This window comes from Oenococcus kitaharae DSM 17330 (genome assembly GCF_000241055.1).
Classification (GTDB): Bacteria; Bacillota; Bacilli; order Lactobacillales; family Lactobacillaceae; genus Oenococcus; species Oenococcus kitaharae.
Genome location: NZ_CM001398.1, coordinates 1,632,808 through 1,654,661 on the forward strand (window position 1 = coordinate 1,632,808; position 21,854 = coordinate 1,654,661).

At 43.9% G+C, this 21,854-nt stretch carries 23 protein-coding genes and 1 other annotated feature (1 of these 24 running past the window's edge); of the genes, 6 read left to right on the forward strand and 17 right to left on the reverse strand.

What is annotated here, in order from left to right; genetic code table 11:
- Positions 1 to 80: 80 nt before the first annotated feature.
- From OKIT_RS08230 to OKIT_RS08245, 4 genes are all read right to left on the reverse strand, one after another.
- The gene (locus tag OKIT_RS08230) at positions 81 to 803 is read right to left on the reverse strand and encodes a YebC/PmpR family DNA-binding transcriptional regulator (protein ID WP_007746853.1); all 723 of its coding nucleotides are present in this window, start codon (positions 801 to 803) and stop codon (positions 81 to 83) included.
- Between the two features lie 99 nt (positions 804 to 902).
- Positions 903 to 1,706, reverse strand: a complete 804-nt coding sequence (locus OKIT_RS08235) for a YitT family protein (RefSeq protein ID WP_050804108.1) — start codon at positions 1,704 to 1,706, stop codon at positions 903 to 905.
- A 90-nt stretch (positions 1,707 to 1,796) separates the two neighbouring features.
- Positions 1,797 to 3,416 carry an ATP-binding cassette domain-containing protein gene (locus OKIT_RS08240; protein WP_148126033.1) on the reverse strand — a complete coding sequence of 540 codons (1,620 nt, stop codon included), beginning with the start codon at positions 3,414 to 3,416 and terminating at the stop codon, positions 1,797 to 1,799.
- Positions 3,417 to 3,646: 230 nt separating this feature from the next.
- Complete coding sequence (locus OKIT_RS08245; protein WP_007746856.1) at positions 3,647 to 5,329, reverse strand: glycoside hydrolase family 13 protein; 1,683 nt, start codon at positions 5,327 to 5,329, stop codon at positions 3,647 to 3,649.
- 179 nt (positions 5,330 to 5,508) lie between these two features.
- Between OKIT_RS08245 and OKIT_RS08250 the strand changes: the two genes are divergently transcribed.
- Together OKIT_RS08250 and OKIT_RS08255 are read left to right on the forward strand one after the other, a co-directional pair.
- Positions 5,509 to 5,991: a GNAT family N-acetyltransferase gene (locus OKIT_RS08250; RefSeq protein WP_007746857.1), complete on the forward strand. Its 483-nt coding sequence runs from the start codon at positions 5,509 to 5,511 to the stop codon at positions 5,989 to 5,991.
- A 48-nt stretch (positions 5,992 to 6,039) separates the two neighbouring features.
- The gene (locus tag OKIT_RS08255) at positions 6,040 to 7,263 is read left to right on the forward strand and encodes an MFS transporter (RefSeq protein WP_007746858.1); all 1,224 of its coding nucleotides are present in this window, start codon (positions 6,040 to 6,042) and stop codon (positions 7,261 to 7,263) included.
- A 21-nt stretch (positions 7,264 to 7,284) separates the two neighbouring features.
- Here the strand turns inward: OKIT_RS08255 and OKIT_RS08260 are convergent, their stop codons facing one another.
- Complete coding sequence (locus OKIT_RS08260; protein WP_007746861.1) at positions 7,285 to 7,896, reverse strand: LysM peptidoglycan-binding domain-containing protein; 612 nt, start codon at positions 7,894 to 7,896, stop codon at positions 7,285 to 7,287.
- 272 nt (positions 7,897 to 8,168) lie between these two features.
- On the opposite strand from OKIT_RS08260, the gene OKIT_RS08265 reads away from it, so the two are divergent.
- Complete coding sequence (locus OKIT_RS08265; RefSeq protein WP_007746863.1) at positions 8,169 to 8,642, forward strand: PH domain-containing protein; 474 nt, start codon at positions 8,169 to 8,171, stop codon at positions 8,640 to 8,642.
- Entirely contained in the window at positions 8,632 to 10,089 is a 1,458-nt protein-coding gene (locus OKIT_RS08270; RefSeq protein WP_007746865.1) for a PH domain-containing protein, read from the forward strand. The genes OKIT_RS08265 and OKIT_RS08270 overlap by 11 nt, the downstream gene beginning before the upstream one ends.
- Here OKIT_RS08270 and OKIT_RS08275 read toward each other — a convergent pair.
- Positions 10,076 to 11,044, reverse strand: a complete 969-nt coding sequence (locus tag OKIT_RS08275) for a S66 family peptidase (RefSeq protein WP_007746867.1) — start codon at positions 11,042 to 11,044, stop codon at positions 10,076 to 10,078. The two genes, OKIT_RS08270 and OKIT_RS08275, sit on opposite strands and share 14 nt — an antisense overlap.
- A gap of 270 nt (positions 11,045 to 11,314) precedes the next feature.
- On the opposite strand from OKIT_RS08275, the gene OKIT_RS08280 reads away from it, so the two are divergent.
- Positions 11,315 to 11,974, forward strand: coding sequence for a metallophosphoesterase family protein (locus tag OKIT_RS08280; protein ID WP_007746869.1), 660 nt, complete (start codon positions 11,315 to 11,317; stop codon positions 11,972 to 11,974).
- 135 nt (positions 11,975 to 12,109) lie between these two features.
- Positions 12,110 to 13,294 (forward strand): MFS transporter, encoded by a 1,185-nt coding sequence (locus tag OKIT_RS08285; protein WP_007746870.1) that lies wholly within the window; start codon positions 12,110 to 12,112, stop codon positions 13,292 to 13,294.
- 12 nt (positions 13,295 to 13,306) lie between these two features.
- On the opposite strand, the gene OKIT_RS08290 is transcribed toward OKIT_RS08285, so the two are convergent.
- Genes OKIT_RS08290 through OKIT_RS08340 form a run of 11 tightly spaced genes read right to left on the reverse strand, consistent with a single transcriptional unit; the run spans position 13,307 to position 21,615 of the window.
- Positions 13,307 to 14,110 (reverse strand): alpha/beta hydrolase, encoded by an 804-nt coding sequence (locus tag OKIT_RS08290; protein ID WP_007746871.1) that lies wholly within the window; start codon positions 14,108 to 14,110, stop codon positions 13,307 to 13,309.
- 7 nt (positions 14,111 to 14,117) lie between these two features.
- Positions 14,118 to 15,206 carry a histidinol-phosphate transaminase gene (gene hisC / locus OKIT_RS08295; RefSeq protein WP_007746879.1) on the reverse strand — a complete coding sequence of 363 codons (1,089 nt, stop codon included), beginning with the start codon at positions 15,204 to 15,206 and terminating at the stop codon, positions 14,118 to 14,120.
- Between the two features lie 15 nt (positions 15,207 to 15,221).
- Positions 15,222 to 15,542 carry a phosphoribosyl-ATP diphosphatase gene (gene hisE / locus OKIT_RS08300; protein WP_007746887.1) on the reverse strand — a complete coding sequence of 107 codons (321 nt, stop codon included), beginning with the start codon at positions 15,540 to 15,542 and terminating at the stop codon, positions 15,222 to 15,224.
- Complete coding sequence (gene hisI / locus OKIT_RS08305; RefSeq protein WP_007746888.1) at positions 15,526 to 15,864, reverse strand: phosphoribosyl-AMP cyclohydrolase; 339 nt, start codon at positions 15,862 to 15,864, stop codon at positions 15,526 to 15,528. The genes hisE and hisI overlap by 17 nt, the downstream gene beginning before the upstream one ends.
- Positions 15,861 to 16,622 (reverse strand): imidazole glycerol phosphate synthase subunit HisF, encoded by a 762-nt coding sequence (gene hisF / locus OKIT_RS08310; RefSeq protein WP_007746890.1) that lies wholly within the window; start codon positions 16,620 to 16,622, stop codon positions 15,861 to 15,863. The genes hisI and hisF overlap by 4 nt, the downstream gene beginning before the upstream one ends.
- A complete protein-coding gene (hisA, locus tag OKIT_RS08315; protein WP_007746892.1) occupies positions 16,612 to 17,337 on the reverse strand; it encodes a 1-(5-phosphoribosyl)-5-[(5-phosphoribosylamino)methylideneamino]imidazole-4-carboxamide isomerase in 726 nt (241 codons plus the stop codon). Before hisA ends, hisF begins: the two co-directional genes overlap by 11 nt.
- Entirely contained in the window at positions 17,337 to 17,945 is a 609-nt protein-coding gene (hisH, locus tag OKIT_RS08320; RefSeq protein WP_007746895.1) for an imidazole glycerol phosphate synthase subunit HisH, read from the reverse strand. Before hisH ends, hisA begins: the two co-directional genes overlap by 1 nt.
- Complete coding sequence (hisB, locus tag OKIT_RS08325; RefSeq protein WP_007746897.1) at positions 17,946 to 18,530, reverse strand: imidazoleglycerol-phosphate dehydratase HisB; 585 nt, start codon at positions 18,528 to 18,530, stop codon at positions 17,946 to 17,948. It abuts the gene before it with no gap.
- Positions 18,517 to 19,815 carry a histidinol dehydrogenase gene (gene hisD, locus OKIT_RS08330; RefSeq protein WP_007746899.1) on the reverse strand — a complete coding sequence of 433 codons (1,299 nt, stop codon included), beginning with the start codon at positions 19,813 to 19,815 and terminating at the stop codon, positions 18,517 to 18,519. The genes hisB and hisD overlap by 14 nt, the downstream gene beginning before the upstream one ends.
- Positions 19,812 to 20,468 carry an ATP phosphoribosyltransferase gene (gene hisG / locus OKIT_RS08335; RefSeq protein ID WP_007746901.1) on the reverse strand — a complete coding sequence of 219 codons (657 nt, stop codon included), beginning with the start codon at positions 20,466 to 20,468 and terminating at the stop codon, positions 19,812 to 19,814. The genes hisD and hisG overlap by 4 nt, the downstream gene beginning before the upstream one ends.
- The gene (locus OKIT_RS08340) at positions 20,443 to 21,615 is read right to left on the reverse strand and encodes an ATP phosphoribosyltransferase regulatory subunit (RefSeq protein WP_007746903.1); all 1,173 of its coding nucleotides are present in this window, start codon (positions 21,613 to 21,615) and stop codon (positions 20,443 to 20,445) included. Before OKIT_RS08340 ends, hisG begins: the two co-directional genes overlap by 26 nt.
- A gap of 45 nt (positions 21,616 to 21,660) precedes the next feature.
- Positions 21,661 to 21,854, reverse strand: a binding site (T-box leader); it runs 39 nt beyond the window's last position.

Here is a 21,854-nt window from a genome sequence, read left to right on the forward strand (position 1 = left end):
GAGTCCTATTTTAGCAAATTGTTAAAAGAGAACATAGGCGAACAAAAAAAATACCTGCTTATGCAAGTATTTTTTAGTCTTTAATCAGCTGTTGTATAGACAGCCAGCACATCATCATTATCTTCTAATTCATCGACAAGTTTTTCGAACTTTTCCTGGTCTGCTTCCGGTACATCCATTGGATTCTGCGGGATCATCGTAATTTCAGCTTCAGCCAAATCGTAGCCTTTTTTGACTAACGAATCTTCGACTGCAGCAAAATCAGTCGGATCTGAATAAATTTCAAAAGCCTCATCGGAAGTCTGAACATCTTCAGCACCGGCATCGATGGCATCTTCCATGACTTGATCTTCCGTAATTTCCGGATGTTCCTCACGATCAATCACAAAGTGCCCGCGACGATCGAATTGAAAGCTGACAGATCCCGTTGTTCCAAGCGCGCCGCCGTGATGACTGAATGAATTTCTCACAGTCGAGACAGTACGATTAATATTATCTGTCGAAGTCTCTACCAAGACTGCAATACCGCCTGGGGCATACCCTTCATAAGTAGCTTCTTCGAATTTGATATCCCCTGCACCAGTGGCTTTGTCTAAAGCACGCTGGACGTTATCTTTTGGCATATTGGCCGCTTTAGCCTTGTCCATGACAAGACGCAGACTAGCATTAGCAGATGGATCAGCACCGCCAGCCTTGGCTGCAACATACAAATCGTGACTTATTTTCTGGAAAATTTTTCCACGTTTAGCATCCTGAGCATTTTTACGGCCTTGGATGTTGTGCCATTTACTATGACCTGACATATGAACTCCTTTTTATCAACGTAACGATTTTATTATTTTTCGCGTTAAAAGGCAAGTTTAGCGCACTGATTGTATTATACAGCTATTTGAAACGGACGCTTAACCATAAATACCTGTAATCCCGCCGTGGACTTCGGTGATATTGCTGCTGGTAATAAAGGCATTTGGATCGATCCGTTTGACCTCGCGGATAAAAGTCCGATAGTCAGCATTCTTGACAACCACAATCAACATTTCTTTATCATCTTTGCTTTTCCCGCCAACTACCTGCAGGATCGTAAAACCATGATCAAATTCGTGCTCAATTAATTGCTTGATTTCCAATAGATGTGTCTCGCTCATAATCGAGAACATTTTTTTATGGTCAAAACCGCTTTCGATATAACGCATAACAATCGTCGTAATCACTTGAGAAAAAATCGCGAGAAAAAAAGCATTTGATCCGCTGACAAAAATATTGCAGATAATAATCAAACCATCAATAATTAACAGGCCGACTGACGTATTTAGATTAAAAAACTTTTTTAGAATCATCGGCGGTACGGTCGACCCGCCTGAAGAGGCACCGACGTGATAAAGCAGCGCAATACCAAGGCCAAAAACACTGCCCGCAATCACCATGGCCAGCAACGGATCGTCAACTAGTTTAGCGGTCGGTGTCAGCCACATAAGCAAAGGAATCGCAAATGACCCAAATGCAATTTTAGCGATCACCTGCCGTTTCAAAAATATAAAAGCCAAGCCGATCATCAGAAGATTAATCACTAAAACCGACAAGGCCCGGTTAAAATGAAAAGCCTCATCCAGCAGAATTGAAATACCTGTCGAACCACCGGCTGCAATCCCTGCCGGCACGTAGAAAAAATTCAGGCTGAGGACGATAATCTCTAAAGCTGCCAGCATCACGAGCCACTGCAGCCATTTGTGCTTTTCGAGCAAATTCACTCCTTAAGCATAACAAGAAAAACATTTTCAGGCAGAGAGCCTGATTTGCTAGTTGGCCGGGCTGATTTTACCAGCTGACAATTGCAGATGCTGAACGTGATTAGCCTGAATTTGATCTGTATCATAATGATGCGCAATTTCGATAATTGTCTGTGGCAAACGATAAATGAGATCGCGCAATTTTTCAGAATTTTTTTCATCCAAAGCGGCTGTAACTTCATCTAACAGTAATAAAGGCCGTTTTCTTAGAAGCGCCCGCGCAATCGCAATCCGCTGTTTTTGGCCGCCAGAAAGATTCTTGCCGCCTTCCCCACACTGATAATTCAAAGGATCATCACCCAATTCGTTAGCCAAATTCACTTCCTTAAGGCTAGCCAGTAAGGCCGCATTGGAAAAATTCTGTCCCAAAGTAAGATTTTCTTTGACAGTATCATTGAAAACCCAATTCGTCTGGGTAATATAAGCAAAGTCGTTTTCATGAATCTGCTGGCCGCCCAAGGTAATTGAGCCGGTTTGGACGTCCAATTTGTTCGTTAGCAGATTCAAAAAAGTTGATTTGCCGCTGCCGGAATCACCGCTCAAAAGCAGTTTGCCGCCATAAGGCAGCGATAAGGAAACATCTTTTAAAATGGGATGGTTTTTATAGGAAAAAGAAACATCAGCAACCGACAAAAGTGGTTTATCGGGCAGGTTCGCCGCTGAATTCTCTTCCGGCGTAGGATCAGGAATAACACTCTGGCGCAAAGCGCGCGTCGTTTTCATGCCGGCATAATACTGAATCCCCGTGCGGACTTGTGTGGCAACATTGCCGCCAGACAAGGCCAGAGTTACGATCGCACTGATTGTCACACCAAAGAGCTGGTATTGGCGGAAAAGCAGGCCGATCAAAACAGGCCCGAGAAAAGAAATAATAATCATGAGCCAGGAAAAATACTGCGTGAAAAATTGACGATTGTTTAAAGCTAAGTAACGGTTTTCACTCTCATTCAGTTTGGCGTCGTTTGCCGCCAGCATCGTCTTTTCGGCCCGAAAATTTTTGATGATATCAATGCCGGCAAATATTTCTTTGACTTGGCCCAGATAATGCTGATTAGCCATTGACCAATCAGACGAATACTGATCGAGTTTCTTATTATCAAATAAAGTCGGAATCATAATCGAAAAGCTCAAGATCACATCAATCAGGCCTAGCATAGGATTGATCGCAATAACAAAGACTGAGGAAGTAATGATCGCAATGACGGAAAGGAGCAGATTTACCAAATTACTAAAGTAGCGCTGTTCGATCTGTTTGGCGTCAGCTGTGACCTGATTTAACAGCTTGTCAGCATCTTGGTGAACATAATCAGTCTGAAAAGCGTTTTTCATGAAAGCCTGTTTCAGCGCCACATTCAGGTATTTAATCGCGCGGTTCTGCAGGAGAATGAAAATATATAAGCCCGTGTAGACCGCGAAATAAATCAAGACAAAACGCAGAACGAAGAGCGCTGGGCTGGCAACATGTGTCGTCGCAATTGCTGTAATCTGCCCGATCGCATAGCCGGAAATAACGCCTTCCAAAGAAGCGATAATCGCAAAGATGATAATCAAGATCAGCAGTGAAACAGGCAGCTGAGCAAGTACCCACTTCAAACCAAGATTTTTATTAGGATTCCCTTTATTTTCCATAATTGCTTTAATTATATGCTTCAGTCGTGTGTATCGATCAACAAAAGCAAAAATTAGTTGAGAATCGCCAGCAGAAGCAGTCACAACCAGTTATGTTTTTTAGCAATCTGAATGGCTGCGATCCGGTTAGCCGCTTGCAGTTTATCTAAAATGTGTTCCTAGTACCCTTTGTCAGCAATCAACATGACATTTGTCACAAAAAAGCTCCCAATCACGGGAGCCTTTCGTATTTATTCATATAGGAAAACTTTACTTTCGTAGGGGCGAAACAGTGCTGAGTCCTGACCACTATCAGCGTAATTGCCAATCAGCATTTTTTTCGCGACTTGCTGATTGTAATCACGCCGAATATTTTGCTTGGTGAAATTGCTGACCACAAGCAGCCGTTGTCCTTGTAACTGACGGAAATAAGCAAAAGCCTTGTCATCATGCGGATCCAATTCCTGAAAACTGCCTAGTGAAATCACATCAAAGTCATGTCTTAAAGCAATTAATTTCTGATAGTAGTAGAAAACAGAATCCGGATCAGTCAAGGCTGATTGCACATTGATCTCAGGGTAATTCGCATTCAAGGCGTACCAAGGATGCCCATTGGTAAAGCCGGCATTATCAGAATTGTCCCACTGCATGGGTGTTCTGGCATTGTCACGCGACATGTTTGCCAAATAAGCCAGCATCGTTTTACCGTCGACCAATCCCTCTTTATCGACGAATTCATGATAGGCATTAAGAGATTCCAGATCCTCGTACTGTGATAATGCCGTTAAGTGCGCGTTAGTCATGCCTAATTCTTCGCCTTCGTAAACATAAGGCGTGCCCTGCATCATGTGCAAAGTCGTTGCCAGCATTTTAGCAGCCCTGACGCGATACTTAGGATCATCTGTTGCAAAACGCGAAACCGCACGCGGCTGATCATGATTATTCCAATAAAGACTGTTCCAGCCTTTGCCGTCCAAATCCGTCTGCCAGTGCGAGAGAGTCTTCTTTAAATCAAGCAGTTTAACTGGCTGATCATTCCATTTGCCTAAACGCCGGTCAGGATTGGCTGATAAACCAACATGTTCAAATTGAAACACCATATTCAGTTTCTTAGCATCCAATCCAGCATACTTAATTGCCGATGCTGGCGTCGCGCCGGGCATTTCGCCGACAGTCATGATGTCATAATGCGAGAGAACCTGATCATTCATTTCCTGCAGAAATTCCTGCAGCCGCAGGCCGTTAGCAACCAAGGCACCTGCAGACCCGAAAGCTGCCCCATCTGCCTGAGGCGCATCCGGCAGGCCTTGCGGCTTGGAAATCAGATTAATCACATCCATGCGAAAACCGTCAATCCCTTTGTCCAGCCAAAAACGCATGACTTCCCAGACACTTTGGCGCACGGCTGGATTTTCCCAATTCAAATCCGGCTGGCCGGATGCAAATAAATGCAGATAATACTGCTTCGTCTGAGCATCAAAGGACCAAGCTGATCCGCTGAAAAAAGATCCCCAATTATTTGGTTCGCCACCATTCTTAGGATCCCGCCAAATGTAATAGTCGCGATAAGGATTATCCTTGGACTTCCGACTCTCTTGAAACCAGCGATGCTGATCAGAAGTATGATTCACGACCAGATCCATTAAAATTTTCAATCCAAGTTCATGAGCCCGATCCAATAATGTTTGAAAATCCGCCATCGTCCCATAGACTGGCTGGATTTTGCGATAATCGCTGATATCATAACCATTATCTTGATCTGGCGACTCGTATATCGGATTCAGCCAAATCACATCGGCCCCTAATTGTTTGATATAAGGCAGCCTGCTCGTCAAACCTGGTAAATCACCAACACCGTCACCATTACTATCCTGATAGCTGCGCGGATAGACCTGGTAAACAACCGATTTTTGCCACCATTTTGTCTCTGCCATCGCATCCTCTTTTCTGATTCTGGCCTCAGCCAGTGTCCTCGGTAACCGTAATCGCTTACATTTTCAAGTATAAAATAGCCTAAAAACCATTGCAAGAAAGACTGACAGCTATTTCAGATTCCCTCTGTCTACCATTCTTTTCTTGCACCTGTTGGACTATTTCTTGTTATGATATCCGCATGACAGAAGAAATGACAGAAAAACCAGCTTTGAGATTGATGAACAGTCCAGAATTTGATCATTTTGTTTCCCACGCAATTAAAGACTACGCCGCTGACAAAGTCCAAGCAGGCAGCTGGCTGGCTGATGAAGCAATGAAAAAATCTGAAGAAAGCTTTAATTCGCTTCTGCCGCAAGGCATTAACAGCCCAGACAATTATCTATACAGCATCATTTACCAAAAACAAAAGATTGGCATTCTTTGGATGGCCAAGCTCAAAGACCAGCCGGACACGATTTTTATTTACGACTTTGCAATTGATGAAGCTTTTCAAAATCAAGGATTCGGAAGCCGGGCACTCGTCTTGGCTGATGAAGAAGCCAGAAAATTATCTTTCAAACACATCGCCTTACACGTTTTCGGCCGAAATGCACGTGCTTTGCACGTTTATCGAAAAAGTGGTTACGGCATTACGGATATCAACATGCAAAAGGACCTGTAACCGCATAGGCTTGCCTAAAAGGCTTATATCATGCATGATTAAATCATATTGTCTCAAAGTTCCAAAAATAAAAATCACCAGCTGCCCTTAATGTTGAGCCCCGCCGTTTCGCAATTGGGTTCGGCGCTCTATATTTTAGGACAGAACTGGCTTGTCGTGCGATCTACAGGAACCACGAGCCTGCTTGGTATTATCGAAGCCGTCGGCGGTGTCGGCTTCTTTTTGGGTGACCTTTTTATCGGTGAACTCGTTGATCACCACAATCGAAAAAAAGTTCTCCTGTGGACGGATCTCTTGTCTGCTGTCATTTGTTTTTTTGGAAGTTTCCTTATTAATAATGAAAATCCGCAGGCATGGCTGTTAATTCTAATCACCTTTACTTTGAATTTTCTCTTCACGATTAACTACCCTGCTGCCAAATCAATGGCACCGGAAATTATGGCCGGCAGCAAATTACAGCGTTTTAATGCCTTGGCAAACATGGTTTTTAACTTTGCCAATATTATCTCACCACTAATTGGCGGTTTGTTATTGTCAATTAAAAGCATTAATTTTAGCGAGTTCGTTTTGATAAACGCAGCTTCTTTTCTTGTGGCTGCTTTTTTAAATTTTTTGATCCGTTATTCTTGGCCGCAGGATAACACCGACCGCAGCAGCACAAGCTTTGTTCAGGACATTGCCAACGGATTCAGATATGTCTTTAAAAATAAAAATCTGTTTCAATTTATTCTTTCTATGGCGATCTTCAATTTCTGCAGTGCCGGGTGCCTGTTGATCGCACCTTATATCGGTAATCATTTTTTTGGCGGCCATGCTGCCAATTACAGTATCTTTTTGGCCGTTAGCGCCATTGGCGGATTGATCGGCGGCAGTCTTTTAGCCATCCAAAAACAAGCTGTTTCTAGTCAAACATTGTACCGGGAAATTATATTTGAAGGATTTTCTCTTCTGATTGCAGGCATTTTCCTGCCGGACAGTTTTATCGTTTGGTTCATTTTAGCTTTCATCATTGGTTTAATTCAGTCGAGATTCTTCAGTATCTCAATTACGCTGATTCAAAAAGAGACGGAAATCGCTTATTTAGGGCGCATTTTCGGTTTGACTTTTCTATTTTTTGATGGTATCCAACCTTTAGGAAGCTTGATTTTCGGCTATTTGATCAACAGCTGGCGGCAATATACGTATAGTTTCATCGGTGTGATGCTGCTCCTGTTTTTCGGGCCTTTTCTGCTGCACAACAAAAACAAGCAAAATAAAAACGCAGCCATTTGACTGCGTTTAGGCAACTTATTATTACCAGCCGCCAGTGGTTGGAACATTCTGCCAGCCGCCGTAACGGTTGTTAGCATACCAGTTAGCAACTGCATCTTGATGAGCTGGGCTGAAATCAGAAACAGACCCGCCAACTGCAGCAACGCCGGCTGCCCATGTGCCGCGAGCAAATTGATAGGCACCAAGGTAACCATTACCGGTAAAGGTATTGTAATTGTTACCTGATTCTACCTGACGACGGCGCAATGCATTTGAACCAGTCACTGCAGGCTGATAACTCCGAACAGGTGCAGCCGGTACATAAGCTTCTTGAGCTGGCGCCTGATAACGAGGAGCAGGTGCAGCCGTTTTAGCTGCCGGAGCCGCTGGTGCCTGATACGTTGCAGGAGCTGCCGGAGCGGCAGGTGCGCCGATAGAAAGGCGGTTGCCAGTATATATTAAGTTAACGTTTGCAATGTTATTTGCTTGAGCGATTGTCGAAACGCTTGTATTAAATTCCCTGGCAATCTTAGATAAAGTATCGCCAGATTTAATTGTGTAGATCGTGTCAGCATTGGCACTAATCACTGAAAATGAAAGCGCAGCTGCTGATGTAAGAATAATTGTTGTGAGTTTTGCTTTAAGATTTGGCATATATTCAATGTAACTGAGTCAGTTTGCGAGAGCTTTTTGCTGGTATTAAATTAATTACTCTTTTTTTACATCACTAAAGCCACAGTAATTAGTGAGACTTTGTTGCAACATAGTCATTGATATTTAACGTAATTGCAATCTAATAAGGAATCATTGTTGAAAACTGTTTCGCGATCCAAACACGCCAATTCTATTTGTTATCGTTTACATACATAAATGATAATCGTTTGTATGCTAATATTATTACAAACAAACGCTTAAGAGGTACTAGCATGAACGAAACACAGCAGCTTCCAAAGAAAATCCAAATCACTTGGTTCGTGCACGCCTGCGCTAATTTAATCCTTTCTCTTATTATTCTTGCCGCCATCTACCTAGCTGGACACATTTGGCATTGGCCGATCTGGTTTGTGTACGTAATCGCTGCTGCAATTGTAATAGGAATGATAAGCGAACTGATCTCTATTCCCTATCGTTATCGTTTTTGGCAATACCGTATTACTGAAGATGCCGTGGAAATGCAGTCGGGCTTTATTTTTCGCAAACGTATTGCTATCCCAATCTCGCGTGTTCAAAATGTGACGCTTTCTGCCGGCCCGCTATTGCAATGGCAGAAAATGCAGAAAGTGGCTGTTGCGACTGCCTCAAGCACGCATACCATTGATGGTTTGGAAAATACTAAAGCTGAGAAACTTCGTGACCAAATTATGGCACTCGCATTGGGGGCTTTAGATCATGAAATCTGAGCACCTTCATCCCCTGTCAATTGTCATTTTCATTGGACGGGTGATTAAACAGCTGTATATTTTGTTGGGTCTGCTTGTGTGGGATGTAATCTCGAAAAACAACATCAGTCCCTGGGTCTATTTAGGCATCGTATTATTGATTATCGGATGGGGAATCGTTCGTTATATTTGTTTTACTTTCGCTTTTGATGAAAATGGCCTTACGATCAATTCAGGTCTTTTCATACGCCGCCACGATCACATCCCCTTCGGCCGAATCCAGACAACCCAGCATAAACAGTGGTTTTTCCTGCGGCCATTTGGTATTGAGTCACTGTTAATCCAGACTGCCGGCCATGAGGATAAGGAATCTCAGACAGAATTACCGGCTGTTTCCATTAAAATTTCCAATTTAATTGATCAGCTTTATCAAAACAAAGAAAAGACTGGTTCGGATCTTCCTATTGCTAATCAATCCGATCAGGCAAACCAGATACCTGATAACTATGCGACCAGCACACGAGATTTATCAAAATATGCACTGACTTCCTTTACGATTTTTCCGATACTGGGTGCCTTAATGACCTTGTATTCGCAACTGAACCAATTTCTGCCGAATCGTTTTTTAAAACCTTTTGAAACAGCCTTGGACCACTTGCGCCTTAACGACTGGCTGATCGTTGTGACCAGTCTTTTGCTGCTTGGCGCCATTTTATCCTATTTATTAATTCTTCAGCGTTACTATCATTTCGTCCTGATCAAGAAAAATAACAAGCTGACAACAGTTCGCGGTTTGTTTCAACGCCAGACACTTGGATCGTCTCTAAAAAAACTCCAGGCAGTGATGATCGAACAAAATATCCTGCGCCAATGGCTTCACTTAGCAACAATTAAAGCAGTTGTCGCATCTGAAGCAGGCAGCAAAAACCGCGATGATAATAATTTCATTATTACGCCTGTGATTTCTGAAAAAGTTGTGCCATCTCATCTGCACCATTTCGTTAACTGGATTCCAGACAGTTTTCCTAAATTAGATTATCTGCCAAAGATCTGCAGCTGGTATTTCGTTCGTAATGCTGTCTGCTTATCACTTATTCCGATAGCACTCTCCATCTTTTTTTGGCATCAATGGGGTCTTATATCATTGTTACTGCTGCCAATCGCCGTATCGCTCGGTATCTATAAAGGCCAGAGCACAGCTCTGGTACTGCTTGCAGATAACCAAAGTCTGGTCCTGCAGACTGGCCGTTTATGGACCAAACAAATCACAATCCTGCAACGGAAAAATATTCAGTCGCTGGTCTGCAGGCAAACCATCTGGATGGCCGGCCGGAATTTAACGCACTTATGTGTGAATATCCGCCAAGGAGACGGCAACCAAGAAGTTCAAATTCGTTACTTATCAGATGAAAAATCGCTGGCTATTTACCGCTGGTATTTACAAAAAACTGATTTTAAAAATCAGTGAAAGTCACCTTTCCTGCAAGGGCGTCAATGCTGACGTTGGCCATTAGCGGCGTGGTCAGCATCGGTACTGTGTGACAGGAATCATAATCATAAATAATCGGCAGCGAGCGGTCTGCTAGTACTTCTAATAGGATATCGATCGGCCGTCGGCCAGATCCGCAGTCGTCAAAAGCAGCATGTTTGCCAAGAATAATGCCGCTAACTAAGTCAAAAATACCGGCGTTTTTCAACATTGCAAAATTCTTTTCGACGGTGGCTGCGTCTTTTTCTGCATCTTCGATAAAAAGAATATCTCCCGATTGAATCTTGGGAAAAAATTTTGAAGACAAAATCCCGTACATCGTATTTAAATTACCGCCGATCAGACGGCCTTTTAAAACTGGTGATCCAATATAAGACCAATGATTTGGCCTTCTTTGTTTGGGTTTTTGAAATTCATTCCAATTCAAAGCCTCGTCACTCCAAAATGTGGGTGCTGACAAGCTCACACTTTCGTCTCTTTTAGCGAAGGCAATTTTAGCAAATGCCTCCCAAGTCTCATCGACATAAGGCGGCCATTCGCCAAAAGACGCTACTAAAGCAGGACCATAAAGTACGCGACAATTAGGTGCTTGACTGGCGACTGCCAATAAGAGTGACGTTGCATCAGAATATCCGACAAAAGTTTTTGGATGACTGCGCAGATAATCAAAATCAATATCAGACAAAATTGAGTTCGTATTGCTGCCACCAATGGTTGACATGATGATATCAACATCATCCCGATGGATCAATTGATTAATTTCCGCTGCCCGTGCCTGAATTGATCCCGACCGGTAGAAATCTGATTTTCCAGTTAAAGACCCGGCAACAAGCGAAATCCCTTTATTTTCAAGATATGTTTTTGCTCGCTGAAATCTGATTGGCGATAAAGCTGTAATCGCTGTTGATGGCGAAAAATAACCAAAAGTTGTCATGACCACTCCCTGAAATTATATTCAGCATAGCGCAGAAGAGTTGTGAAAACTATTTTATAATCGAACTAATCGGAGGACTTACACATGAAATATAAAATCGCTGTATTATCCGGACAGCCATGGCAATGCCAGTGCTTTAAAAGCAGTTCTTGACGATGCTAAAGAGGCTGGTGCAGATGAATTTTGGTCCTTAGGTGATATCGCATTTGGCGGACCAGGTCTGAAGAATGTTTTCAATTATTAGAAAGCGTTAATACCACCCAATATCTCATGGGCAATTGGGAAGCAAGCTACAACGAAGTGATGGATAAGTCGCAAATAGATTTGTCAGATCCAGGCGACGTTTATTTCTTGATGCTGGCACGCTATGATTACCAGCGTTTTTCCAAGGAACGCAATGACCAGCTGAGGGCTCTGCCTATGACGGCTCGCAAGCATGTCTTGGATCGTGTTTTTGCACTTTCTCATAATCTTCCCAACAAAAATTTTGGTCATGAATTACTGGCAACCGCTGATCAGAAAAACTTTGATCAGATCGTGACAGACCCAACTGTAGATGCGGCGCTCTTTGCACATATTCATATGCCTTTATGGCGATACACAAGCAGCGGCCAGCTTGTCTTGAATCCTGGTTCTGTGGGGCAAACGTGGTTCACGCGGCCGCATTTTCTAAGAAATCGTGATGCCAGCTATCTGCTGCTGACAGTTACTGAGAAAGGAATTGTTGATTTTGATTTTCGCCGCATTCCCTTCGATATTGATAAAGAACTGGCCTTTGCAAGAGCTAATGACTATCCATATGTAGACTTATATCAGAAATTGTTGACAACTGGTTACGCTTCAACTCATGATCAAGAATTATTGGCCAAAGTTAATCAGGAACGGGGTTACAAAAAATTAGCCGCTGAGTTTGTTCATAATCTGCCCTGATTTTTTGTGTGAAAATCTTTTCAAGAATCCTCAAATGAACTATCATGCAATATATAACTAATTTTTCATCTATCAAACGACATAAGCCGTTTGAAAATTTGCTGATAGTTTTTTGACATAATTGAAAGGATTTTTTTGGCCAAACGAACCTTTAAGATAAATTTAATCGTACTTTGGATCGGCTGTTTTATTACCAATTTGGGAAATTCAATGACAATGCCTTTTTTGCCGCTTTTTTTCCGTCAGTTGGACCCTGTGAATACGAAAACTTTAACATTGCTAAGCGGCATCGCTTTTTCAATCACATTTCTCGCCAAGGCAATTGTTTCCCCTTTTTGGGGCCGTTTGTCCGACAAAAAAGGACGTAAGCTCATGTGTATCCGGGCTTCCGGCGTCATGGCCTTAACAATTACAACGATTGGTTTTGCCGGCAGCATTTGGCAAGTCATTGTCCTTCGTGCGATTCAAGGTGCCTTTTCAGGCTATATCAATAACGCAACAGCCCTGCTGGCTGGCATCACTTCTGAAGACCATCGTGGGCATGCCTTAGGGATGCTAGCGACAGGCGGCGTTTCCGGGACTTTGGTCGGACCGCTGATCGGCGGTGTCATCGCTGAGTTTTGGGGATATCGTCTATCTTTTTACATCATTGGTTTTTGCATGTTCGCAATCACAATTTTGACCTTGATTTTTGTCAAAGAAAATTTTCATGCTAATACCAGCAGCAAGCAATTAGGCATCCTGCAAACAATCAAATCAATTCCGCATCCAAAATATATCCTCGCCATTATGATCACAACAATGTTTATTCAAGTAGCGGTTACAACCATCACCCCAATTATCAGCTTAATCATCGGCCACATGATGACCAGCAGCAGCGGCGTCTCTTTGATGAGCGGTATTGTGGCAGCTGCACCCGGTATTGCGACTTTGATTGTTGCTGAGCGCTTCGGCCGTTTAATTGACCACGTCGGCCCATACAAAGTTTTAATATTCGGACTTATTTTTGCCATGATCTGTTTTATTCCAATGGGGTTTGCTCGCAGCGTCTGGCTGTTGGCCTTTTTGCGTTTTCTAGTTGGCATATCCGATGCCGCTCTACTGCCTTCAGTGCAGACGGCAATGGCACAGGTTCCTAAAGAGATTTATGGCCGCGTATTCAGCTACAGCCAATCATTTGAAGCCAGTGGTGATATTGTTGGGCCGATGCTGGGATCATTCTTCGCCAACCAATTCGGTTACAGCAGTATTTTCTTTGCCGCAGCCGCTGTCATGCTGCTGAATTTCGTCATCGTTCGTGCTAATCGCCGACAGGCTTAGCAGCAGCCGGATTCAAGATAGACGTTTTTCTGCTTGATAATTAATCGGCAGCCACTTCAGTACATCTTCAATCCGCCGGCTCCAGTAGTACCACTCGTGTTCGCCGGGGTTCGTGTGATAATCGATATCGTAGCCTAATTTTTTCAAACGGCTGACAGCTTTTTGGTTAGCTTCGTAGAGAAAATCTTCTTGGCCGACCCAATTGAATAATTTTGGCAACGTTTCTTTTTTAGCAGCTTGTTTTTCCGCTAAAGCAAAAATATCATTTTCTGATCCTGGAAAACGGCTCAAATCCCCGAAAATTCCTCGCCAATAGCTGGGTTTTTCCATCTCTAGAAATCCAGGATAATTCGTATCCTCGATTAAAGCACCCGATAATGAAGCCGCATAAGCAAAGTAATCAGTCGCAAAAGCTAATTTGTAGGCACCGTATCCGCCCATCGAAACGCCGGCAACGAAATGTTTCTCGCGTTTTTTAGAAATTTGTGGAAACAAGCTAGCGACTTTGACTGGCAGTTCCTTAGCGAATTCATCAAAATAATTTAAACCATAAGTCGTATTTGTATACCAGGCCAGGCTCGTAGTTGGCATGATAACTGCCAATTTAGTCTGACGCAGCAGACGCTCAATTTCAGTCTTCCTCTGCCAATCCAACTGATTGCCTGACATACCATGCAGCAGGTATAAGACAGGCAGATCTTGTAATTGATCATTGGTCCAATCAGGCGTATAGCCGGACTGTTCAGGCAGAATCGCAGCCATCGGCTGGTTCATACCAAGTACCTGAGAATAATAATTCAACTCCAAAAAAGCCATGTTTCTCCTAACGCGGTTGATTGACTGCTAATTCCTTCTTTATTATATTCTGAATAGCTTGATTGTCCGATCGTGTGCCGATGGTCACACGCAGCCAGCCCTTTTGTAGGCCTTGACGGATTTGAAAACCGGCCAGCAGAAGCGTTTGAGCCAGTTTGTCAGCTTGAGGGTATTGGAAAAAGATGAAATTGGCCTGACTGGCATAAAAAGAAATCTGGCATCCGCGCAAAAAGTGTTCCCAATTTATCCGTTCTTGTTGATTTTTTCGCACAGTTTCAGCGACAAAATCCTGATCTTTAAATGCGGCTAAAGCGGCCAGCTGTGAGAGGCTGCTGAGGTTATAAGGCAGACGAACAGCCTGCATGTAAGCAGCGTTTTGCAAAGACATCGCAGCATAGCCAACTCGAAAATTAGCCAACCCGTATGCTTTAGAAAAAGTCCGCAGAACGGCCAGGTTTTCAAACTGAGAGAGGAGTCCTATTGCACTGGCGACTGCCTCTTTTGTCACGTAATCAATATAAGCTTCGTCAATCAGAATTAAGATATTTTTCGGAACTTGTTTGATAAACGCGGTCAGATCCGCAAGTGTTTCAAAACTGCCAGTTGGATTATTCGGATTGCAGATCCAGATGAGCTTTGTTTTTTCATTAATGTTTTTAAGGAAAGCCGGGAAATCGTAAGCGCCATTATCTGTGCGGCATGGGATACTAACAACTTTGGCACCTTCAATCTGTGCCTGAAGGGCATATTCTGAAAAAGTTGGTTCCGTCAGCAAGACTTCATCCCCAGGTTCTAAAAAGACGCGGGAAAACATGAGAATCATCTCGTCTAAACCAGCCGTAAACACCAGTTGTTTCGGATCGAGAGAAAATTTATCAGCCACAGCAGCCCGCAACTGACTGGCATTGCCATCTGGATAACGATTGCTCTGCTCAAACTGCCAGTGGAGGATCGCATCTTTGACTTTCGGCGAACTGCCGTAAGGATTTTCGTTAGCTGATAAAAGTGCCAATTTGTCGATGCCGAACTTCTCTTTCAATTGTTCTAAGGCAATTGGCGGCGTGTAATTTTCAAGAGACTGGATTTGTTTTTTCATGATTTTTCTCCTATATTACAAGTCTTTAATTTCTGGCCGGTCCTGTGTTTTGCTCAATAACCCCTCGCGTTTGGCCAATTCAGCTTTAATGTCGTCCATAGATACTTGTTTCTCTACAAGCAGAACCGTCAAGTGATAGAGCAAATCAGCCGTTTCATAAATTAGTTCGTCACGCTTGGGGTTCTTTGCGGCCACAATCACCTCTGTCGATTCCTCACCGACTTTTTTAAGAATCTTGTCCAAACCCTTGTCGAACAAATAATCCGTATAGGAGCCTGCCTTAGGCGCCTGTTTTCTTTTTAAAATTGATGCGTATAGCTCATCCAAGTCCTGCATGTTCTTCTCCTTTATCTAAATCAACTTGATTGAAAAAACAACTCATGTGTCCCGTATGGCAAGCTGGGCCATTGGGTGTTACTTCGACTAATAAAGTATCTTGGTCACAATCCAAAGTCATTTTATTGACCTGCTGGGTGTGTCCGCTTTCTTCGCCTTTGTGCCACAGTTTCTGGCGAGACCGCGACCAGAACCAAGTCTGGCGGCTTTTTAAAGTCAGCTGGTAACTTTCTTCGTTCATCCAAGCTACCATCAGAACCGCACGTGTTTTGGAATCGATGACGACGGTTGTTAATAAGCCTTTTTTAAAATCTGGTTTCATGATCGTATTGCTACCCCCGCTGCGGTTAATTGCCGCTTAACTTCCGGAATCGTTAATTGTCCATAATGGAAAACAGACGCTGCTAAGGCCGCGGCGACATCCGTCTGCCTAAAGATTTGTTTAAAATCTTCAATGCTGCCGGCACCACCTGAAGCGATAATCGGTACATTAACCAACGCACTGATTTTCTGATATAAGGCAATATCAAAGCCTTTTTTTGTGCCGTCCTGGTCCATACTTGTGATTAATAATTCGCCAGCACCTAAAGCGACCGCTTTTTTTGCCCAATCCACCGCTTTAAGGCTGGTTCTTTCTTTACCGCCGCGGCTGTAAACCATTTTTTCGCCGCTATCAGGATCCTTTTTAACATCAATCGCCACAACAACACATTGTCGGCCGAATTTTTCAGCGGCCTGCTGAATTAATTCCGGATGAGCGATAGCCGCTGAGTTCAAAGAAATTTTATCAGCACCGGCTTTTAGCAAAGCCTGCATTTGCGCCAAATTAGAAATACCGCCGCCAACAGTTAAAGGCATAAAAACCTGGCTGGAAACGCGCTGGACAACGTCGATCATCGTACCGCGTTTTTCATTGGTCGCTGTGATATCCAAAAAGACCAATTCATCGGCGCCTTGCCGTTCATATTCAGCTGCGATTTCAGCCGGATCACCGACATCTTTTAAATTTAAAAAGTTAACGCCCTTTTTCACGCGGTTATCATCAATATCCAAGCAAGGGATAATTCGTTTAGCTAACATTTTTTTCCGCCTCCGCAATTTCCTGTAAGGTTAGAGCACCCTCAAATAAGGCTTTTCCAATAATCATGTCTGTCAGGTCCTTTGCAAACAAATCTTGAATATCTGCCAAATTCCGGATACCGCCCGACACAATCATGCTGCAGTCCGGAAACGCTGCCTGTAATTTCAGCAATAACGCCGAATTAGGACCCTGCATCGTACCATCTTTGGTCACATCAGTCACAATAAACTGTCTAGCTCCCGCGGCACGCATGGTTGCAATCAAGTCAACCATAAGAACCTTCGATTGTTCCAGCCAGCCTTCAGTCGCCACGCGCCCCTGGCTGCCATCAACGCCGATCACAATTTTGTCAGGGCCGAATTTTGCCAAAGCTTCTTTAACAAACGCAGGATTCTCGACCGTAGCCGAACCAATGATGATGCGATCGATGCCGAGCTGCAGATATTTTTCCAATTGTGCCATGCTGCGAATACCACCACCTAGCTCAATGCGTCCATTAAAAGCCGCTCGGATGGATTGAATCATGGCTAAATTCTTGGGCTGCCCCTCTTTAGCACCATCTAAATCCACCAAATGCAGCTGTCGGATACCTGCTTGATTGATGTTTTCTGCCTGCCTAACAGGATCGTTTGCGACTAGCACCTGTTGTTTGAAATCGCCTTGGTACAAGCGGACACTTTGACCGTTCTGTAAATCAATTGCCGGATAAATCATCAGCCAGCCACCTTTTCATTAAAGATTTCCAGAAGCGACAAACCGACTTGACCGCTTTTTTCCGGATGAAACTGCATCCCATAGACGTTATCTTTTTCAACCAGCGCCGGCACAGCAACCGAATAATCAACTTGCGACAGAACATACTCGTCCGCACATTGTACATAATAAGAATGAACAAAATAGGTATATGCCTGATCCAAAATCTGAAAGTCTTGATTCGCCTGTGTCAGATAGTTTTGATTCCAGCCCATTTGCGGGATTTTGAAACTGGGTTTTTCCGGTAATTGAACCACTTTGCCAGGAATTAAGTGCAGGCCTTGGCTAAAACCGTATTCGCTGGAACTATCGAACAACAATTGCATGCCCAAGCAAATACCTAAGATCGGCATCCCCTGACTAGCGGCTTTTTGCAAAACAGCTGTCAGGCCTTTTTTGTTTAAAACAGCCATAGCAGCTTTAAAGGCACCAACGCCAGGCAGGATTAAAGCCTGACTGGCGAGGATCTTTTTTGGATCATCAGTTAGTTCAGTCTGGATACCTAAATAGCGGAAGGCTTTTTGCAAATTGTAGGTGTTGCCGGCATCGTAATCAATGATCGTCAGCATTCAGATTACTCCTTTCGTTGAATTGACACCTTGAATCTCCGGATTGATCGTGACAGCTTGGCGCATGGCTCTTCCAAAAGCTTTAAACAGGCTTTCAATCTTATGGTGACTGTTGCGCCCGTATAAAATTTCTGCGTGAAGATTCATTTCAGCGCTGAAAGCAGCTGCTTGGAAGAAATCCTCGACAACTTCCGTTTCAAAACTGCCTAAACGCGGATTGTCAAATTCTGCTTTAAAGACGAGATAGGACCGGCCGCTCAGATCAACACTGACGCGTCCCAAGGTCTCATCCATCGGAACAAAAGCGGTACCGTATCTTTCAATCTGTTCCTTATTGCCCAAAGCCTTTTTAAAACATTCGCCCAAGACAATTCCTGTATCTTCGACTGTATGGTGTGCGTCCACTTGTAAATCACCAATTGCTTTGACCTGCAGGCCAAAGCGGCCGTGTTTGGCAAACAGTGTCAGCATATGATCGAAAAAACCAATCCCAGTATCAATCACAATCCCAGTCTGCTGATCAAGATTCAATGCAATCGTGATGTTAGTTTCGCCTGTTTTACGAGTTATTTCAGCTGTTCTCATTGGCTGTTACCCCTCTAAACCGTGACTCGACCGCACGGGCGTGGGCCTCTAGGCCTTCGGCACGCGCTAAGGCTGTAATGGCTGCCAAGTCTTCTTGCAAGGCTTCTTTAGAAAATTGGACAAAGGAACTGGTCTTCACAAAATCATAAACACCTAGCGGTGAGGAGAACTTAGCTGTCCCGCCTGTTGGCAGCACGTGATTGGGACCAGCTACGTAATCGCCCAAGGGTTCAGAAGCATATTTGCCTAAGAAAATCGATCCCGCATTCCGGATGTCGCTGAGATACTGCATCGGGTTTTCCAGCTGAACTTCCAAATGTTCTGGTGCTAAATCATTCATCAAGGCAAACATATCCGGAATGGATGGCATCACAGCAATAAAACCGCGATCTTCAATAGCTGCCTGTGCAATAGCTTTTCTTGGCAGCGTCTCTAACTGCCGGCCGACTTCTTGGCTGACAGCCAAAGCCAAATCTTTACTGTCGGTGACCAGCATGGCACGTGCACGCCGATCATGTTCGGCTTGTGACAACAAGTCAGCAGCCAGGTCTACCGGATCAGCTGTATCATCAGCCAGGATCCCAATTTCCGAAGGGCCGGCCACCATATCAATGGCGACTTGGCCAAAGACTTGTTTTTTAGCCGTTGCCACATAAATATTGCCTGGACCGACAATCTTATTAACCGCTTCAATTGACTCCGTACCAAAGGCCAGAGCTGCGATAGCTTGAGCACCGCCGACTTGGAAAATGGCACTGACACCGGCAATCTTGGCAGCTGCCAGGACGACCGGCGACAAGCCCTCCTTTTGCGGTGGTGTTACCATGACAATTTCATCAACCCCGGCGATCTTGGCCGGCAGCGCATTCATGAGAATCGTCGATGGATAAGCAGCCGTGCCGCCAGGAACATATAGGCCGACTCTTTGCAGCGGCGTCACTTTTTGGCCGCGAATAATACCGCTTTTGCTGCTGTCGATAAAGCCGTTTTGTACTTCCATCGACTGATAGCTGATAATGTTTTTCTTAGCTAATTCCAAAGCCGATTTCAGATCATCTGAGAGGCCATCGTAAGCCGCATCAATTTGTGCTTGAGAAACACGCAAATTGTCCAGTGCTACACCATCGAAGGCTTTAGCATACTCTTTTAGAGCGGCATCACCGCGTTCTTTCACGTTCGCAATAATGTCTGCCACTCTTTTTTCAACCTGCGGATCACTAGCTTGTTTTGTGTAGCTTTTAGCAATCTGTTTCATTTCTGCCAGTGATTTTTCATAAATTTTCATCTGATAATCTCCTTTTGTTGTTCTCTTTTTGCTGCCACGGCTGCTTTTAGGCGGTCGACTAAATCAAATATTTCCTGGGGATGCTGTTTTAAAGACATGCGGTTCACAACCAATCGTGTCGAAACTTTGTCCAAATAATCAAATACCTTCAGATGGTTGTCCCGCAATGTCCGGCCGCTTTCACGAATATCGACAATCGCATCGGCTAGGCCAATCAAAGGTGCCAGTTCAACTGATCCTTCAATCTTGACAATTTCTACATCTTGGCCGATTGACTGAAAATATTTTTTCGTGATCATCGGGTATTTGCTGCCGATGATTTTTCTCTTTGGACTGTCTGCATTAAAATCAGCAGTTGATGCCAAGACGAACTGACATTTCCCGACTTCTAAATCCAGCAGCTCATATTGATCATTCTGCTGTTCAACGAGAATGTCGCTGCCGACGATGCCAATGTCCACGGCGCCAGCGTTTAAATAAGTTGTCACATCTGGTCCTTTAGCTAAAACGAATTCAAATCGCTGATCCGGTGTATGGACAATCAGGCGACGCTGCTTATTCTTTAAGGGCTGACAATCAATGCCGGCACTCTCCAGTAGTGGTATCACACTGCTTTCAACGCGCCCTTTAGTCAAAGCTATTTTCAAAGACATGTTCTACCTCTCCCTTTTCATTTATTTTCAGCAAATCAGCACCAATTGCATGGGCCTTGCGTGCCGCTGTCTGCCAATCATCTTCCAGGGAAAGAACAAGGTCATTGTGTTCAGCTAATATTTTGGCAGCTTGCGCCGCTTGATCAGCTTGGAAAAATAAATAAGTTTTCCGCTGCTGTTTTTCCGGCAGTTTAATGCGCTCAGCTAGCAGATCAATATCAATTCCCATGCCGACTGCAGCCTCAGCTTGTGATTGAAAATCCGCCAGCAGTTGATCATAACGGCCGCCGCTGAAGAGATAATCTGGCAGGTCATCGACAAAACCTTTGAAAGTCAGGCCTGTATAATATTGCTGAGGCGGTGCAGCGCTTAAATCGATCATGACTTCTTGACCGGGAATCTTGGCGATCAAATCTGCCACAGTCATGACTTTTGTTAAGGCACGTTTGGCTGAGGGCGTCAAATCAATACCTTTAAGCATTTGCGCAACAGCTTGGATGCTGCCGAATAGACGCGGCCATTTTTGTAAGAAAGGATAGACTGGACGATCTGCAAAGAGAGCAATCAAGTTTTCATATTCAGGAATTTTTTTATGAAACAGAGTTTGCTTGATCTGCTGTTTTAAATCTTCGTCAATTGTCAGGCTTGACAGCAGGTCGTCAGCAAAACGTGCATGGCCGATCTCGATTTTCACGCGGCCATCGAGCCACTTACGGCTAATCCGATTAATCAGCAGCAGGCATTCTAACTCAGCTTTAATCGAGGTATAGCCAACCAGTTCAATACCAGCTTGCGTCATCTGATTATTTCTGCCAGAGAGTTCTTTGGCAATTTTGAAAAGATCGCCAACATAATAAAACTTTTCCGGTAATTTGATATTCGTTGTTGCTAATAGGCGTGCAATCGGCAAAGTCAGATCCGGCCGCAAAACGACCGTCTGATTATTTTTGTCCAGCAGCTGATAAGTCCGCATTTGTTTCAGATCAAAATTAGCAAAAACTTCTTGATACTCCAGCAAAGGCGTATCGACCTTCATAAAATTTCTTGCTTGAAGGCAGCGATGCAAATCAGCAATCACTGTCTGTTTTTTTAACGCGCCTTCACCAAATTCTGCGCGTGTGCCTAATGGCAAATTGATTTTGTGCATCCTCTGCCTCCTTTTAGATATAAAAAAATCCTCTTAGCAAAATGCTAAGAGGACGAATAACCGTGGTTCCACCTCAATTCGTTTATTTCTCGCGAAATAAACCTCATGTTGAATAAATCAACGGGATAACGACCCGATCGAATAAACTTAATCGAACAGCTGCTCTTTCAGTCTATTAATTCATAGATGTGTTTCGTTATCCACGTCAATCCCCTTTCCAGCGGCGGGAACTCTCTTTG

Bases quoted from the DNA above. Each gene is read 5' to 3' on its own strand.
- OKIT_RS08230 (WP_007746853.1), bottom strand. From the start codon at position 803: ATGTCAGGTCATAGTAAATGGCACAACATCCAAGGCCGTAAAAATGCT.
- OKIT_RS08235 (WP_050804108.1), bottom strand. From the start codon at position 1,706: ATGCTGGCAGCTTTAGAGATTATCGTCCTCAGCCTGAATTTTTTCTAC.
- OKIT_RS08240 (WP_148126033.1), bottom strand. From the start codon at position 3,416: ATGGAAAATAAAGGGAATCCTAATAAAAATCTTGGTTTGAAGTGGGTA.
- OKIT_RS08245 (WP_007746856.1), bottom strand. From the start codon at position 5,329: ATGGCAGAGACAAAATGGTGGCAAAAATCGGTTGTTTACCAGGTCTAT.
- OKIT_RS08250 (WP_007746857.1), top strand. From the start codon at position 5,509: ATGACAGAAGAAATGACAGAAAAACCAGCTTTGAGATTGATGAACAGT.
- OKIT_RS08260 (WP_007746861.1), bottom strand. From the start codon at position 7,896: ATGCCAAATCTTAAAGCAAAACTCACAACAATTATTCTTACATCAGCA.
- OKIT_RS08265 (WP_007746863.1), top strand. From the start codon at position 8,169: ATGAACGAAACACAGCAGCTTCCAAAGAAAATCCAAATCACTTGGTTC.
- OKIT_RS08270 (WP_007746865.1), top strand. From the start codon at position 8,632: ATGAAATCTGAGCACCTTCATCCCCTGTCAATTGTCATTTTCATTGGA.
- OKIT_RS08275 (WP_007746867.1), bottom strand. From the start codon at position 11,044: ATGACAACTTTTGGTTATTTTTCGCCATCAACAGCGATTACAGCTTTA.
- OKIT_RS08280 (WP_007746869.1), top strand. From the start codon at position 11,315: ATGGGCAATTGGGAAGCAAGCTACAACGAAGTGATGGATAAGTCGCAA.
- OKIT_RS08290 (WP_007746871.1), bottom strand. From the start codon at position 14,110: ATGGCTTTTTTGGAGTTGAATTATTATTCTCAGGTACTTGGTATGAAC.
- hisC (WP_007746879.1), bottom strand. From the start codon at position 15,206: ATGAAAAAACAAATCCAGTCTCTTGAAAATTACACGCCGCCAATTGCC.
- hisE (WP_007746887.1), bottom strand. From the start codon at position 15,542: ATGCAGGACTTGGATGAGCTATACGCATCAATTTTAAAAAGAAAACAG.
- hisI (WP_007746888.1), bottom strand. From the start codon at position 15,864: ATGAAACCAGATTTTAAAAAAGGCTTATTAACAACCGTCGTCATCGAT.
- hisF (WP_007746890.1), bottom strand. From the start codon at position 16,622: ATGTTAGCTAAACGAATTATCCCTTGCTTGGATATTGATGATAACCGC.
- hisA (WP_007746892.1), bottom strand. From the start codon at position 17,337: ATGATTTATCCGGCAATTGATTTACAGAACGGTCAAAGTGTCCGCTTG.
- hisH (WP_007746895.1), bottom strand. From the start codon at position 17,945: ATGCTGACGATCATTGATTACGATGCCGGCAACACCTACAATTTGCAA.
- hisB (WP_007746897.1), bottom strand. From the start codon at position 18,530: ATGAGAACAGCTGAAATAACTCGTAAAACAGGCGAAACTAACATCACG.
- hisD (WP_007746899.1), bottom strand. From the start codon at position 19,815: ATGAAAATTTATGAAAAATCACTGGCAGAAATGAAACAGATTGCTAAA.
- hisG (WP_007746901.1), bottom strand. From the start codon at position 20,468: ATGTCTTTGAAAATAGCTTTGACTAAAGGGCGCGTTGAAAGCAGTGTG.
- OKIT_RS08340 (WP_007746903.1), bottom strand. From the start codon at position 21,615: ATGCACAAAATCAATTTGCCATTAGGCACACGCGCAGAATTTGGTGAA.